Genomic DNA, 13985 nt, shown 5'->3' with positions numbered 1-13985 from the left:
TCTAAAAGAAAACAGGTAAATGCCTACTATTCAACAATTAGTTAGAAAAGGTAGAGTAGCTCTGGTAGACAAGAGTAAGTCACCAGCGTTGGACTCATGTCCACAGCGAAGAGGTGTATGTACGCGTGTATATACTACTACCCCTAAAAAACCAAACTCAGCAATGCGTAAAGTAGCTCGTGTTCGTTTAACGAATGGAAAAGAAGTGAATGCTTACATTCCAGGAGAAGGACACAACTTACAAGAGCACTCTATCGTGTTAATCCGTGGTGGTCGTGTTAAAGATTTACCGGGAGTTCGTTACCACATCATCCGTGGTGCATTAGATACTTCAGGTGTAGCAGGTCGTAACCAACGTCGTTCTAAATACGGAACAAAACGCCCTAAACCAGGACAGGCAGCTGCTCCAGCAAAAGGAAAAGGTAAGAAATAATTAAACGGAGGAAAATAAAATGAGAAAAGCAAAACCAAAAAAGAGAATCATTTTACCTGATCCAAAGTTTAATGATGTTCAGGTAACACGTTTCGTAAACAACATGATGTTTGACGGTAAGAAATCTATCGCCTATTCAATCTTTTACGATGCAGTAGAATTAGTAGAAAACAAAACACAAGAGAACGGTTTAGAGACTTGGAAAAAAGCTTTGAACAACGTAATGCCTGCAGTAGAGGTTAAATCTCGTCGTGTTGGTGGTGCCAACTTCCAAGTTCCTATGGAAGTACGTCCGGAGCGTAAAATCGCTTTGGGTATGAAATGGTTAATCTCTTACGCTCGCAAACGTGGTGAAAAAACTATGTTCGAGAAATTAGCAGGAGAAATCATTTCAGCTTCTAAAGGTGAAGGTGCTGCTGTTAAGAAGAAAGAAGATACGCACAAAATGGCGGAAGCTAACAAAGCGTTCTCACACTTCAGATTCTAATTTTGGACACAACGATTCAAATATGATACACCGACTTTAGATAATTGAAATTATTCATTATCAAAGTCGGTGTATTTTTTTCAAAAATACTATGGCAAAAGACTTAAAATTAGTAAGAAATATTGGTATCGCTGCACACATCGATGCTGGTAAAACTACAACTACAGAGCGTATTTTGTTCTACTCAGGTGTTAACCACAAGTTGGGAGAGACTCACGAAGGATCTGCAACTACTGACTGGATGGCACAAGAGCAAGAGCGTGGTATCACCATTACCTCTGCTGCGGTAACCGTATTCTGGAACTACCGTAATAAAAAATACCAAGTAAACGTAATTGATACTCCTGGACACGTTGACTTTACAGTTGAGGTGAACCGTTCTTTACGTGTACTTGACGGACTAGTATTCTTATTCTCTGCAGTTGATGGTGTTGAGCCTCAATCAGAGACTAACTGGCGGTTAGCTGATGGATACAAAGTTCCTCGTATTGGTTTCGTAAATAAAATGGACCGTTCAGGTGCTGACTTCTTGAAAGTTGTAAAACAAGTAAAAGATATGTTAGGATCTGAGGCTGTTGCGCTTCAATTACCTATCGGTGCGGAAGACGATTTCAAAGGTGTGGTTGACTTGATCAACAACCGTGGTATCGTTTGGAACGACGCTGATAAAGGAATGACTTTCACGGAAGTTCCTATCCCTGACGATATGATCGACGAGGTTGCTGAATACCGTGAGAAATTATTGGAAGCTGTTGCTGGATACGATGAGTCTTTGATGGAGAAATTCTTCGAAGATCCAGATTCATTGACTGAACGTGAAATCTTAGACGCTTTACGTAAAGCGGTATTGGATAACGCAATCGTTCCTATGGTTTGTGGTTCATCTTTCAAAAACAAAGGTGTTCAAACCATGCTTGACTTCGTAATGGAGTTATTGCCTTCTCCTCTTGATCAAGAGGCGGTTAAAGGTACTAACCCGAACACTGGTGAAGAAATCGTTCGTAAACCTTCTGAGGCTGAACCATTCGCAGCATTAGGTTTCAAGATTGCTACTGACCCATTCGTAGGTCGTTTATGTTTCGTACGTGCATATTCAGGTGTATTAGAGGCAGGTTCTTATGTATTGAACACGCGTTCAGGAAACAAAGAACGTATCTCTCGTATCTTCCAAATGCATGCTAACAAGCAGAACCCTATCGAAAGAATCGGAGCTGGAGATATCGGTGCGGTTGTAGGTTTCAAAGACATCAAAACTGGTGATACACTTTGTGACGAGAAAAACCCTATCGTTCTTGAGTCCATGGTATTCCCTGAGCCGGTAATCGGTTTAGCGATCGAGCCTAAAACTCAAGCTGACGTTGATAAATTAGGTATTGGTTTAAGTAAATTGGCTGAAGAGGATCCTACATTCGTAGTTAAAACTGACCAAGAAACTGGTCAAACAGTTATCTCAGGTATGGGTGAGCTTCACCTTGATATCTTGATCGACCGTTTGAGACGTGAGTTCAAAGTAGAGGTTAACCAAGGTGCTCCTCAAGTAGCATACAAAGAGTCTATCAACGGTACTTCTGAGCACCGTGAGGTATACAAAAAACAATCAGGTGGTCGTGGTAAATTCGCGGATATCAAAGTTGTTATCTCTCCTGCAGATGAGGATTGGGATGTTGTTAAGAGCCCTCTTCAATTCGTTAATGAGATCGTTGGTGGTGCTATTCCAAAAGAATACATTCCTTCCGTTCAAAAAGGTTTCGAATCTTCGATGAACAATGGTGTATTGGCTGGTTACCCACTATCAGGTATGAAAGTTCGTTTGATTGATGGATCTTTCCACGCAGTCGATTCAGACTCATTATCTTTCGAGTTAGCAGGTAAAATGGCTTACCGTCAGGCATTACCTAAATGTCAACCAGTATTAATGGAGCCTATCATGAAAGTGGAGGTATTAACTCCAGAAGAAAACATGGGTGATGTTATGGGTGACTTGAACCGTCGTCGTGGTCAGATGCAAGGTCTTGACTCACGTAATGGTGCACAGGTAATCAAAGCATTGGTACCACTTTCTGAGATGTTCGGATATGTTACTCAATTACGTACAATCACTTCAGGTCGTGCAACTTCTACCATGGAATTTGACCACTACGCTGAAGCACCTCGTAACGTAGCTGAAGAAGTAATCGCGAAATCAAAAGGAAAAATCAAGAATATTGAAGAATAATTCCTTCGAATAAAAAACAAACCGATCCCTGATTGTTAATAGCTCTAATCAGGGGTCATTTTAAAATCAAATACATAAGATGAGCCAAAGAATCAGAATCAAATTGAAATCTTACGATTACAATTTAGTTGACAAATCAGCTGAGAAAATCGTAAAAACGGTAAAACCTACAGGTGCAGTTGTTAGTGGACCAATTCCATTGCCTACTGAGAAAAAAATCTATACGGTATTACGTTCACCACACGTTAACAAAAAAGCACGTGAGCAATTCCAATTATGTTCTTACAAGAGATTGTTAGACATCTATTCATCAAACTCAAAAACAGTTGATGCGTTGATGAAATTAGAATTACCTTCAGGTGTTGAAGTTGAAATCAAAGTGTGATAGATTTCTTTTAGAAAAACAAAGCCCATCTTTTGATGGGCTTTTGTTTTATATTTAAAATTGGAATCCTATACCAAAGGAAAGCACTCTATTTTTGTAATTCGGAGCATCGTCATCGGCTGCAATTTTCGTTAATCCTAAGCCATAACCTGCGTTGATCAGAAAACCGTTGGAGAGTTTGTAGCCTGCCATAAAGTTTAATCCAGCTTCAAAAGCATTGGCTTCTTTATCATCTCCGGAGAAATCGATATCTTCTTCGACAGATGCATCGTCATTACCACTGACAACAGATTTGTAGGTGCCGCTTAAAGCATATCCTACATATGGACCTGCGCCAAGGAATACATTTCCTGTTCCTGCAGGGATATAATAAACCGCATTAACCGGAATCTCTAAGGACATAATATTGACCGTAATTTTTCCAGAGGTTCCATTCACTTCACCTTCATATTTCGCTCCTTTTCCCTGTAGCGATAAACCAGGTTGAATGGAGAATTGCGGTGCTACGGGAATATCTGCAAATCCAGTGACATAGAAGGATGGATTCATTTTTTCATAATCTTTCAATTCATCTGAGAATGCCTCAGAAAACTTACCTAAGTTAACTCCTCCTTTTAAACCATAACTTACTTGTGCCATTGCTGCTGTTGAAATACAACTGACCAATGTGATTAAAAATAACTTTCTCATAATAATTGATGTTAAGTGTAATTATTAGTTATAGATAAAATAACAAAAGTCAAGCCAATGATTTACAGGTGTTTATGCAACCTTTAGAGATGTAAAAAAAGGCCGAGCTAATGCTCGACCTTTTCATATTTTAAGAGGATAGGATGTTATTTCCTAAAATCTTTTGTTTTCTATGCGTTGATGCTTAGAATTGGAAACCTAAACCGAATGATAATACGCGGTTAGAGAATTTGTTGTCTGAATTATCGCTAGGACTTAAGTTAGATAATCCTAATCCGTAACCTGCATTAATCAACAATCCGTTTCCGAATTTGTAACCACCTAAGAAGTTAACACCAGCGTCGATCAAGTTCATGTCCTTGTTATCTCCAGAGAATTTAAGGTCTCTGTCAACACTTCCTTCAACACCGCCTAATGCACCTTCAGCTTTAGTTTTACCAGAGATGTTGAAACCTACATAAGGACCCGCACCTAAGAAAACATTACCTGTACCTGCAGGAATATAGTAAACTGCATTTACTGGGATTTCAACGGACATAGTGTTAGTTGAAGAAGTTCCGCTTACATTATCTCCAGTCGCTTCATATTTAGCACCTTTACCTTGAAGGGAAACTCCAGGTTGGATGGAAAATTGAGGAGCTACTGGGATATCTGCAAAACCAGTTACATAGAAAGAAACATTATTTTTTTGGTAATCTTTTGCTTCTTCAGTTTGGTTGCTGTATTTACCTAAGTTAACACCTGCTTTTAAACCATAACTTGTTTGTGCTTGTGCACCTGCTGCTAACAATACTACAGCTCCGAATGATAGTAATAATTTTTTCATAGTCTTTATAGTTTTTTCAATTTTTAAATCAGCTCAACAACTGACACCAACATCCTTGCAAAGTTTAGACCAAAATTAAATTAACGTTAAAACATTTACTCTTATCACTTAATATTCAGTCAATTAATTTGAATAAAAATTGTTTTTAGGTGGTCATTAAATATCGGATTGGAGAAGGAAAAATTGTTTTTCCGCTGATAAATTCAGGTAAAATTCTTTTGGAGATGGATTTGAAAAAGAATAAAACCAGATAAAAGCAAAAAAGACTTTTAATATTCAAAAGTAAATCCTATTTTTGCATGCCTATTAAGGTAAAGGGTCGGATGGCCGAGTGGCTAGGCTGAGGTCTGCAAAACCTCCTACAGCGGTTCGAATCCGCTTCCGACCTCGTTTGAAAATTAAAAATATTGTTAACAATGGGAGTTACACGTTTAAAAAGAAAAGATAGAAGAAACAAAACTGTTGCACGTGTTGAAGTACAGTTTTTGAAATTAGGACGCAACATTGAACTAGGTTCAAAAAGCAAAATGTCCAAAGACAGTCAAATCACTAAAAATGACGAAATCTTAAACAAATTAGCTACTGACGCTAAATAAGTTAGATTTAAAGGAAATATGAAGCCTTTAGGAATTCCTAAAGGCTTTTTATTTGTTCAATTATTTCGGCCACCTTCTTTTCATCACTGTAAAAGATGTCTTCATCCATACCCACCAGCGCTGGGTTATGGAAAGTCATGGTAGATTTCTGGGTTATTTTTGCAGATGCATGAACACTCTTGGCATCTGTTTTTTCCAGGATAGTTTTAACGTTTGCGGATGTTACACCAGCACCTGGCATAATTTCAATCCTTCCAGCTGCTTGCTCTACAAGTTCACGAATAAGCTCAATTCCTTCCTCTGCAGTATTCTTTTGACCAGAGGTCAATATTCTATTGCATCCTAACTCAATGATATCTTCTAAGGCTTCCTTTGGATCTCTACATCGATCAAATGCTCGATGGAATACCACCTCCATTGGACGAGCTAAATCTACCAACTCTTGCATCCTTACTTTGTCAACATCTCCCGAAGGTAAAAGGATGCCCAAGACCACACCGTTACAATTTAAGGATTTACAGATCAGAATATCTTCCTTCATCTCTTCCAATTCCTCCTCATTATATACAAAATCTCCTGATCTTGGTCGTATCAACACATGGACAGCAATGTCTAATGTTTCTCTTGTCAATTTTATCAAGCCAAAAGAAGGTGTTGTACCACCATTTTCAAGGTTTTGACATAATTCTATCCGACTTGCTCCAGCGGATTGCGCTTGCTTGGCAGAATAAAAAGAGTTGGCACAAATCTCCAGTTTATAACCATTAATTTCCTTTTCCATCATAAATCAAAGATATTTAATTTGTTGGGCAGAATTAATTTTAATATTTAAGTGACAAACAATCAACCACTTATTAAAAACAAAACAGTACATTTAATTGTTGAATTATTTGCGAGCATCAAAAACCCCCTTGTTATGCCACTTATTTCAAGACAAAAGCAGGTTCAGATTCATCTTTCTACCATGTATGATTCTTTATTGAATAGTGTTGAAAAAATGAAGAAGGACCTTCAATCCCATCGGTACCAATATGAGGAAGCCTGTAGCTTACACATAGATTCTGGTTTCAAACATGAAAAACTTTGGTTATCTGCAGATGAAAAGTACCAGCAAAAATTCGTGGAATTTGAGACACATTGTTTTCTGCTGGATATTTTATCAGAATATCGGAATGAGGAAGGAAATTTCATCCACCTGGAAGAGATCAGTCTAACTTTGGAATCATTGATCCATCAATATGAAAACCAAGAGGCCTATGAAATATGCGCCATCATCAAAAAATGGCTGGATCATATTGCCAATAAATTTCGGACAACCTGAACTGTTTAAACCGACCTTATTTTAGCTCAATCCAAGGCGCATTTTTTTTCACCCAATCCGTTACTGCCAATGGCACGTCAGAGCAAAGGTAATCTGCACCTAAGGATAGTCCTAAGAGGAAGTCATCAACAGATCTTCCTGGCCATAAGGTAATGGTCATCCCTTGCTTTTTAGCTTCAGTAACCATATTGCGCGTACTCATTTCCACGCGTGCCCCAATCCTTTTTACCCCCAATTCTTTTGCCTCATCAATTAACTTCTGTGATAAACCTTCTGATTTAATCAGCAGAAGATCCACATCAGGATAAGTAGCTTTCAAATATTTCAAGGGCCGCTTATCAAAGGATGTCAATAAGTATTCAGAACCCTTTGGTCTATTGCTGTATACACGGTTATATAGTTCATCACAATATTGATGAAGGACCTTCTCTTTGTAAACCGGTTTGTTGGTTTTCATTTCGAATTCGATATAAACCCCAGGTTTATCTGAAAAATACTGTACCACCTCCGCTAAGGTTGGCATCTCATTTCCCTTTTTTGTTCGCAACTTCTTGAACTCAACCAAGGTAATATCTTCTACCCCACCTTTTAGCCCCACAATACGTTCAAAATTATCATCATGAAAGATAACCAATTTGCCATCCTTCGTTCTTCTGATGTCCGTCTCAAAGCCCCTCATTCCCTTTTCATAGGACTCCTTAAATGCCGACATAGTATTCTCGTCCAATTCGTGGGCAGCAGCCCGATGGGCAAATAATTTGACGGCAGCTTGTTGGCCAAACGCTGCGATGGAAAACACCATACAGATACACATCAATAAAAATTGCCTGATAAGCGATGGTTTAAGTAATAAGTGCTGTTGTATTTTCATTATATACAGTTTAGGTTAAAAAGAAAAGCAAAAATAATTCTTGCCTATGGTTATTTAAGGTAATTTAAGAAAATTAATAAAAATATAACATAGCAATCTCATAAAGATTACGACATTACACTTAAACAATCAGCGCCTTTAGGAGGGCTCCTAAAGACGCTGAATAGATTATTTAACAGTAAACATCAGACAATATGAAACATCATTGTCCTTAAGGGGTATAAATTACTTAGTGTGAAAAAAGAGGTTTCTCTAACCTAGCGATTGGATGATAGCCTGTAAAATCAAGATCTGTGGAAATGTATCCTTCTTTAACGGGCTGTTCCTTCACCAAATCAGTGGTTAGGTATTTTTTATTATCATCAGATAAAACAGTCACCACAACTGCATTATCCCCCATTTCTTCCTTTAATTTGATAGCACCGATTACATTGGCTCCGGATGAAATACCTACGGCCAATCCTAATTGCTGTGCTAATTTCTGAGCCATGATGATAGAATCACCATCTGACGCACAGATTACTGAATCCAGATTCTCCAATTTTACGATCGCAGGAATGAATTCATCAGAGATTCCTTGGATTCGGTGTGCTCCTACCTTATAACCAGTGGTCAAGGTTGGACTTTCCTGCGGTTCCAATGGATGGATCCTTACAGCTGGATTGTAATTTTTCAATTGCTTTCCTACGCCCATTACAGTACCACCAGTTCCTACACCAGCTACAAATGCATCTGCTGTAAGGCCGATGGAAGCTAATTGAAGCGCGATCTCTTTCCCTGTAGTCAATTCATGTGCCTCGGCATTGAAAAGGTTCTCAAACTGTCTCGGTAAAAAGACACCACCTTGTGCAGCAAGGTCTTCACTGATTTTGATGCTACCCAAGAAACCACCTTCCTCTTTGCTCACCAATTGGATATCTGCACCCATACTTTTGATGATATCGATACGCTCTTTGGACAACCAATTTGGCATAATGATTTTTACCTGATGGCCCAATGCTTTACCAATAGCAGAAAATGCAATACCTGTATTACCGCTGGTGGCTTCTACAATCATATCTTCCGGACGGATTTGGCAATTTGCGTAAGCTTTATAAAGAATATACAATGCCATACGATCCTTGATACTTCCAGTTAGATTGTAGTTTTCACATTTAACATAGATTTTTCCAGGTTTACCTTTATAAGTATATTGCAATTCCAACATAGGGGTATTTCCTACCAAGCACCAAAGGTGATTGAAACGGCTATCCAACTCTGGAGACAAACATTTGCTAACTGTAGCTTCCTCTGCGATCATATCTGTTTTGTTTGTGATTAAAATAGGTTATAAATATTTTACTCTGCAAAATTGCTAATTAACCAAAATATATTCAATAGGATTACATCATTTCAATAAATTTTATCGAAAGACACACCATTTTCCATATATTTTTCAGAATTTAATGTTTAAATTTGGCAACAACGAGAAAATCAACGTTATGGAGCTTGACCCTACAGACATCAAATTATTAAAGATCCTTCAGGAGGATGCCACCTTGAGCAACAAAGAAATTTCCCTAAAACTGCACAAATCTATTGCAGCCGTTCATGAGCGGATAAAAAAACTCAAAAATGCGGGTTATATCAAACGAACGGTTGCCATATTAGATCGGCAAAAGATAGGCATCGGTTTGATTTCCTTTTCACAGGTTTTCCTAAAGGCGCATACTTTTGAGGTGCTAAATGAATTCGAAAAAGAGGTTTCTAAATTCCCAGAGGTAATGGAGTGTTATCAGATGGCGGGATCTTACGATTTTATGCTGCGTATTGCAACGAAAGATATGGATGCCTACCACCAATTCCTTAGGAATAAACTAGCGGTTCTACCGCAGGTAAATACGGTACAGACTTATTTTGTACTTTCAGAAACTAAGAGTGAGACGGCTTATTCTTTTTAAAACTGTCCTATAAAGAAACCATCGATAGGACACCTTTAACTTTATATATCGCTTTTACATGGTCAGGATCCAAGAACAATTCATCGTATCCTTCCACATTCTTGGCCAATAAGCGCCACTGTTTATCATTTCCTCCCCGCACGAACCGGACAACATTCATCTTTTCGGAGATGATCAGATAAATATCACCAAATACAACCGCATCCTTATCCACTTCCTTGACAAAAACCACACTGCCATGCTCAATCTCCGGTTGCATCGCCTCTCCTTGGTTTACAAAGGCAAAATCACTTCCGGACAACAAAGGGATTTCAAGCTCATAGGCCACCGGCATATTGGATAGATCCGTATCAAATGCATCCAAACTAATATTAAACAAAGGTATCTTGGTGTTGGTTATAGGTTCCACTTCCTTACCCATAGTACCTTCTCCGGTGAGTAACCACGCCTCGTTGATATCGGGAAACCTTTCTGTAATGATTCCTGCCAGGTTTTTACTAATGGCATAATTACCTTTTTTTATCTGATATAAACGTTCAGCCCTACTAAGCCCTATTTCCTTAGCAAAAGAATTCACATTTAAACCCAAATATTGTATTACCTGTTCCAGGCGATCCCAATTATTCATGTTGTGGTTTTATTTCAATTTTTTATACAATGTTTTCACTGGATAGATTCTCTAACAGCCCAACATTATATACAAAAGTAAGACCAAAACCGTAAAAAAAGAAATTTTTATTTTCCTACACAATATTTTATTGGTTAATACAATTTTTTATTGTACGTTTGCAATGTTATTAACCAACAGCTTTAGCTATTGTATATAAATTACAGACCATTATTATTATCCAGCCACATGAGCAATAGTAACAACAAAGTACTGGAGCAAGCGAACAATGAGAAAGTCAGTGAGATTACAACACTGGATATAATTCATCTTATATCCCTTAAAAATATTAAAATAAAAGATTTAAACTTTGTTAAAGACCATATTACTATTCAAAAATCAAAAACGACGACCACCTATGAAATCAGCGTCCAGGACGTTGACAACAAGACCTACTCCCTCACTTTGGAGCTAAAAACTTACACGTAATAAAAAAATTAAAAAAAATTTGCGAATACAATATTATATTGTAATTTTACTGAACAATTAATTAAGTATTGCAATATTTAAATTCATCGTATCAATTTCAATAAGTAAATATGAAAATTACAACTCTATCCAAATTAGCCCTAGTCATTGCGATCAGTAGCTCAGTGATGCTAGAAGGCTGTAAGAAGTATGATGACGACATCACACGACTTCAACAGGGGATTGATCAGAACAAATCTGACATTGCCTCTTTAAAATCTCAATTAACTTCATTAGGCTCAACCAACGTTGTTGAATCTGTAACTTCCATTGCAGGTGGTTTCAAAATCACCTTCAAGAAAGCAGACGGAACAACCTTTACCTACGACATCGTCAATGGTGCTAAAGGTGCGGATGGTGCAGCAGGAAAAGACGGTGCTCCAGGTACCATGTGGAAGATTGACCCAACCACATTTATGTGGCAATCATCTAATGATGGCGGTAAAACTTGGACCAACACAACCATTAAAGCCCAAGGTACGAACGGTACTAACGGAACTAATGGTACAGATGGTAAAGATGCCAAATTGGAGATCAAATCAGTTGGTGGCAAATATTTCTGGTTCATCAATGATGTGAACACCAATGTGGCAGCTTCTACAGGTGATGTTACTTTCGTTAAAACTGCTGGTGGTTATAATGTAGCGATTACCGATTCAACGGGTGCTGTAGTTGACAATGTGTTCTTGGCAACCGAAGCGATCGCTGTTTCATCTATGAGCCTGGTTCCAGAATTTACGAACAGTAATTCAGCAGTAGTTTTCTTCCCACGTATCGTAGATAACAACGGGTTGAGAAATACAGTATTACAAGGTTATGCAAAAATCAAATACAATTTGAACCCATTTGGTGTTGCTGTTGCAAACTACGACGCAAATGGTCTATTGGTTTCTACTGCAGATAAGGTTCAATTCCGTTCTTCTGGTGAAACACCAAGTTCAAATTTCGTATCTGGTGGAGCTTCCGTAAAATCATTTGGTGATATCGTAGTTAAATACAAACCAACAAATGCGAACTCGGTATTCCCACATGCTGGTGATAATGAAGATTTGATGATCGCTTTACAGATCAAAAACAATAAAGCGGCATCAAATCAGCAATATGTTGCTTCTGAGTACGAATTAGCGAAAGAAGAAATCGTTGAAAGAGACGAGACAACCATCGAGAAATCCAACAGAAACACTTCTGCAACTGGCGATAAGGTTACCTTATTAAATGGTGTTAACCCTTCATTTAATGGTAGCTCATTCACAGACGCTGGTGCAGGAAGTCAATCATTGGCATTCACAAAAGCTTTGGCAGACGCTAGATCAACATCTAACTTCAGTCTACACTTCAAAAACGATGCAACTACTAACCTAGACAACAATACGGCCTATGTTGGTGGAATGATTTTGGACGAGAAATTGAATGGTTTCTATGCTCGTACGCAAATAGGCAACAAAGTAGTATCCATGGACGATCATGGTTTGGATGATTACAACTTACGTTATGATCTAGATCATTATGCTCCAACTGCACAAGAAAGAGATTGGATTACATTAGACCCAGTTACAGGTAAGATCTCGGTTAAAATTTCTACTAACAATGGAAATGTGTACAACTCTGCAGCTGTGAACAATTTTGTGGTTATCCGCGTAAGAATGTTCCCTGCACAAAGCACAACGAATGCAATTGCTGAACGTTTCATCAAAGTTAATTTTGTTCAGGATGCAGCGGTTCCAGTAGCGGTTAATGGAGTAGTTTCTCATGATGTTATTGCTACAGGAGTTGTTAAAGCAATTTCTTGGAGTACACCATTGACATTAGATGCAGCATACAACAAAACGCAAAAAACTGCTTCAGACTTCCACCAAGTATATACCTTCACACCTAGCGCAGGTAACCCAGCTGGAATTACATTCGATGCAGCAAGCATGAACAACCCAGTACAAGGTTCTCCTCGTAACTTGAACATTGCGAACACCGTAATGCCAGGTACTTACACCATGAAAGGTACTTACAACTCATCGATCTCTAGCGATCCAGTGGTACAGGTTACAGTTACTGTTACAGTTACAGGTACTAAAATCACGAACATCAGCAAACGTGCTCCATTCTGGGATTCAGGATTGAATTACGGTATCATCAATGGTAAATTAGTTGGAGGAACTTGGAAATTACAAGCAGATCTTTGGGATTACTGGATCGAATCTACTGTAACCGCAGCAGATAAACCAGCAACTACCTACGATTTCACCATCATCGATCCATTAACAGGATTCACTATCGCATCTGGCAGCGAAGTAGTACTTAACGAAGCTCTATTAGCCGCTCGTAACAAAGTGAACAATGGCAATGTAACCTTACGTGTAACTAGAAGAGTAAACGGCGTGGTATACGAAGTTTCTCAACCAACGTTCCCAGTAAGATTCATTAATCCTGTGAAACCAATTGCTACGAAAACTCCTTACAAAGAGTTCAAGGACAAAGAGGTTTCTGGAACCAACACTTCAACAGTTGATGCTAGAAGATTGATCAAGTTAACAGACTTCAACAACGTTACTTTGTTTGATTTCAACAACAACCCTGCAACCAACGTATTCAACGCTCAATTAGCTGGATATTATGGTCTATCAGGTGTAAATGCTGCGTTCGATGTATCTAACATTACATTCATCCAAGCAGAAAATGCATCAGGTACTGTTGTTCCACTTCAATCAGGTGCTAGAGCAGTTGTAAATGGAAACGACCTAGTTTGGGAAAACTTAGGTGCTAACTTACAACAACCAATCTACTTGGTTTACGAAGTGAAAGTAACTAACAAATTCAACATCGGTGATGTAGCACCTACAAAAGGTGAAGTAATCACTAGAGTGAAAATTAAAGTTAATCCGAACTTATAGTAATTAGGTTGAATAAATAGTTTAAAACTCGAAGGGCGGCAGGTTATGCCGCCCTTTTTTAAACCCTCTACATATGGAAAATGATGTCTTTAACACGATAATCTGTTTAAATGTTTGTTTGGTATTATTTGCCATTACTTCTTGTATCTTTATCCTAGCCAAGAAAAGATTATGAACTAGTCCAATCCAATTAAAACCATT

General features: G+C 38.3%; 15 protein-coding genes and 1 tRNA gene. 10 read left to right on the top strand and 6 right to left on the bottom strand.

Going from position 1 to position 13985, the window contains the following annotated elements:
• Positions 1–19: 19 nt before the first annotated feature.
• From rpsL to rpsJ, 4 genes are all read left to right on the top strand, one after another.
• Entirely contained in the window at positions 20–433 is a 414-nt protein-coding gene (gene rpsL, locus E3D81_RS11815) for a 30S ribosomal protein S12 (RefSeq protein WP_099367383.1), read from the top strand.
• 19 nt (positions 434–452) lie between these two features.
• Positions 453–920 carry a 30S ribosomal protein S7 gene (rpsG, locus tag E3D81_RS11810; protein ID WP_099367382.1) on the top strand — a complete coding sequence of 156 codons (468 nt, stop codon included), beginning with the start codon at positions 453–455 and terminating at the stop codon, positions 918–920.
• 91 nt (positions 921–1011) lie between these two features.
• Positions 1012–3135, top strand: a complete 2124-nt coding sequence (gene fusA, locus E3D81_RS11805) for an elongation factor G (RefSeq protein ID WP_134777511.1) — start codon at positions 1012–1014, stop codon at positions 3133–3135.
• A 79-nt stretch (positions 3136–3214) separates the two neighbouring features.
• Entirely contained in the window at positions 3215–3520 is a 306-nt protein-coding gene (gene rpsJ / locus E3D81_RS11800) for a 30S ribosomal protein S10 (protein ID WP_013667229.1), read from the top strand.
• A gap of 54 nt (positions 3521–3574) precedes the next feature.
• Here rpsJ and E3D81_RS11795 read toward each other — a convergent pair whose 3' ends face one another.
• On the bottom strand, positions 3575–4210 hold the full coding sequence (locus tag E3D81_RS11795) for a porin family protein (protein ID WP_134777510.1): 636 nt from the start codon (positions 4208–4210) through the stop codon (positions 3575–3577).
• Positions 4211–4394: 184 nt separating this feature from the next.
• Positions 4395–5036: a porin family protein gene (locus E3D81_RS11790; protein ID WP_099367984.1), complete on the bottom strand. Its 642-nt coding sequence runs from the start codon at positions 5034–5036 to the stop codon at positions 4395–4397.
• Positions 5037–5353: 317 nt separating this feature from the next.
• Here E3D81_RS11790 and E3D81_RS11785 point away from each other — a divergent pair.
• Positions 5354–5424: transfer RNA gene (locus tag E3D81_RS11785), tRNA-Cys, on the top strand.
• Positions 5425–5452: 28 nt separating this feature from the next.
• Positions 5453–5632, top strand: coding sequence for a spore protein (locus E3D81_RS11780; protein ID WP_099367985.1), 180 nt, complete (start codon positions 5453–5455; stop codon positions 5630–5632).
• A 37-nt stretch (positions 5633–5669) separates the two neighbouring features.
• Here the strand turns inward: E3D81_RS11780 and E3D81_RS11775 are convergent, their stop codons facing one another.
• Positions 5670–6416 (bottom strand): copper homeostasis protein CutC, encoded by a 747-nt coding sequence (locus E3D81_RS11775; RefSeq protein ID WP_134777509.1) that lies wholly within the window; start codon positions 6414–6416, stop codon positions 5670–5672.
• A 132-nt stretch (positions 6417–6548) separates the two neighbouring features.
• Between E3D81_RS11775 and E3D81_RS11770 the strand changes: the two genes are divergently transcribed.
• A complete protein-coding gene (locus tag E3D81_RS11770) occupies positions 6549–6953 on the top strand; it encodes a hypothetical protein (protein ID WP_099365254.1) in 405 nt (134 codons plus the stop codon).
• 16 nt (positions 6954–6969) lie between these two features.
• Here E3D81_RS11770 and E3D81_RS11765 read toward each other — a convergent pair whose 3' ends face one another.
• Together E3D81_RS11765 and E3D81_RS11760 are read right to left on the bottom strand one after the other, a co-directional pair.
• Positions 6970–7824: a glycerophosphodiester phosphodiesterase gene (locus tag E3D81_RS11765; protein ID WP_134777508.1), complete on the bottom strand. Its 855-nt coding sequence runs from the start codon at positions 7822–7824 to the stop codon at positions 6970–6972.
• 229 nt (positions 7825–8053) lie between these two features.
• A complete protein-coding gene (locus E3D81_RS11760) occupies positions 8054–9124 on the bottom strand; it encodes a PLP-dependent cysteine synthase family protein (RefSeq protein ID WP_134777507.1) in 1071 nt (356 codons plus the stop codon).
• Between the two features lie 145 nt (positions 9125–9269).
• Here E3D81_RS11760 and E3D81_RS11755 point away from each other — a divergent pair, with 145 nt between their 5' ends.
• On the top strand, positions 9270–9764 hold the full coding sequence (locus E3D81_RS11755) for an Lrp/AsnC family transcriptional regulator (RefSeq protein WP_099365251.1): 495 nt from the start codon (positions 9270–9272) through the stop codon (positions 9762–9764).
• 7 nt (positions 9765–9771) lie between these two features.
• On the opposite strand, the gene E3D81_RS11750 is transcribed toward E3D81_RS11755, so the two are convergent.
• Positions 9772–10392: a S24 family peptidase gene (locus tag E3D81_RS11750; protein WP_134777506.1), complete on the bottom strand. Its 621-nt coding sequence runs from the start codon at positions 10390–10392 to the stop codon at positions 9772–9774.
• 228 nt (positions 10393–10620) lie between these two features.
• Here E3D81_RS11750 and E3D81_RS17235 point away from each other — a divergent pair, with 228 nt between their 5' ends.
• Entirely contained in the window at positions 10621–10860 is a 240-nt protein-coding gene (locus tag E3D81_RS17235; RefSeq protein ID WP_167554279.1) for a hypothetical protein, read from the top strand.
• A gap of 110 nt (positions 10861–10970) precedes the next feature.
• Positions 10971–13784, top strand: a complete 2814-nt coding sequence (locus E3D81_RS11745; protein WP_134777505.1) for a hypothetical protein — start codon at positions 10971–10973, stop codon at positions 13782–13784.
• Positions 13785–13985: the final 201 nt, after the last annotated feature.

It is taken from the genome of Sphingobacterium sp. CZ-2 (assembly GCF_004526235.1).
GTDB lineage: Bacteria > Bacteroidota > Bacteroidia > Sphingobacteriales > Sphingobacteriaceae > Sphingobacterium > Sphingobacterium tenebrionis.
Note: the sequence above shows the minus strand (reverse complement) of the source record. Positions and strands in the feature narration are given on the sequence as shown.

What these genes read in the sequence shown, in the direction of transcription:
- rpsL (WP_099367383.1), top strand. Translation starts at nt 20, where the DNA reads ATGCCTACTATTCAACAATTAGTTAGAAAAGGTAGAGTAGCTCTGGTA.
- rpsG (WP_099367382.1), top strand. Translation starts at nt 453, where the DNA reads ATGAGAAAAGCAAAACCAAAAAAGAGAATCATTTTACCTGATCCAAAG.
- fusA (WP_134777511.1), top strand. Translation starts at nt 1,012, where the DNA reads ATGGCAAAAGACTTAAAATTAGTAAGAAATATTGGTATCGCTGCACAC.
- rpsJ (WP_013667229.1), top strand. Translation starts at nt 3,215, where the DNA reads ATGAGCCAAAGAATCAGAATCAAATTGAAATCTTACGATTACAATTTA.
- E3D81_RS11795 (WP_134777510.1), bottom strand. Translation starts at nt 4,210, where the DNA reads ATGAGAAAGTTATTTTTAATCACATTGGTCAGTTGTATTTCAACAGCA.
- E3D81_RS11790 (WP_099367984.1), bottom strand. Translation starts at nt 5,036, where the DNA reads ATGAAAAAATTATTACTATCATTCGGAGCTGTAGTATTGTTAGCAGCA.
- E3D81_RS11780 (WP_099367985.1), top strand. Translation starts at nt 5,453, where the DNA reads ATGGGAGTTACACGTTTAAAAAGAAAAGATAGAAGAAACAAAACTGTT.
- E3D81_RS11775 (WP_134777509.1), bottom strand. Translation starts at nt 6,416, where the DNA reads ATGATGGAAAAGGAAATTAATGGTTATAAACTGGAGATTTGTGCCAAC.
- E3D81_RS11770 (WP_099365254.1), top strand. Translation starts at nt 6,549, where the DNA reads ATGCCACTTATTTCAAGACAAAAGCAGGTTCAGATTCATCTTTCTACC.
- E3D81_RS11765 (WP_134777508.1), bottom strand. Translation starts at nt 7,824, where the DNA reads ATGAAAATACAACAGCACTTATTACTTAAACCATCGCTTATCAGGCAA.
- E3D81_RS11760 (WP_134777507.1), bottom strand. Translation starts at nt 9,124, where the DNA reads ATGATCGCAGAGGAAGCTACAGTTAGCAAATGTTTGTCTCCAGAGTTG.
- E3D81_RS11755 (WP_099365251.1), top strand. Translation starts at nt 9,270, where the DNA reads ATGTTTAAATTTGGCAACAACGAGAAAATCAACGTTATGGAGCTTGAC.
- E3D81_RS11750 (WP_134777506.1), bottom strand. Translation starts at nt 10,392, where the DNA reads ATGAATAATTGGGATCGCCTGGAACAGGTAATACAATATTTGGGTTTA.
- E3D81_RS17235 (WP_167554279.1), top strand. Translation starts at nt 10,621, where the DNA reads ATGAGCAATAGTAACAACAAAGTACTGGAGCAAGCGAACAATGAGAAA.
- E3D81_RS11745 (WP_134777505.1), top strand. Translation starts at nt 10,971, where the DNA reads ATGAAAATTACAACTCTATCCAAATTAGCCCTAGTCATTGCGATCAGT.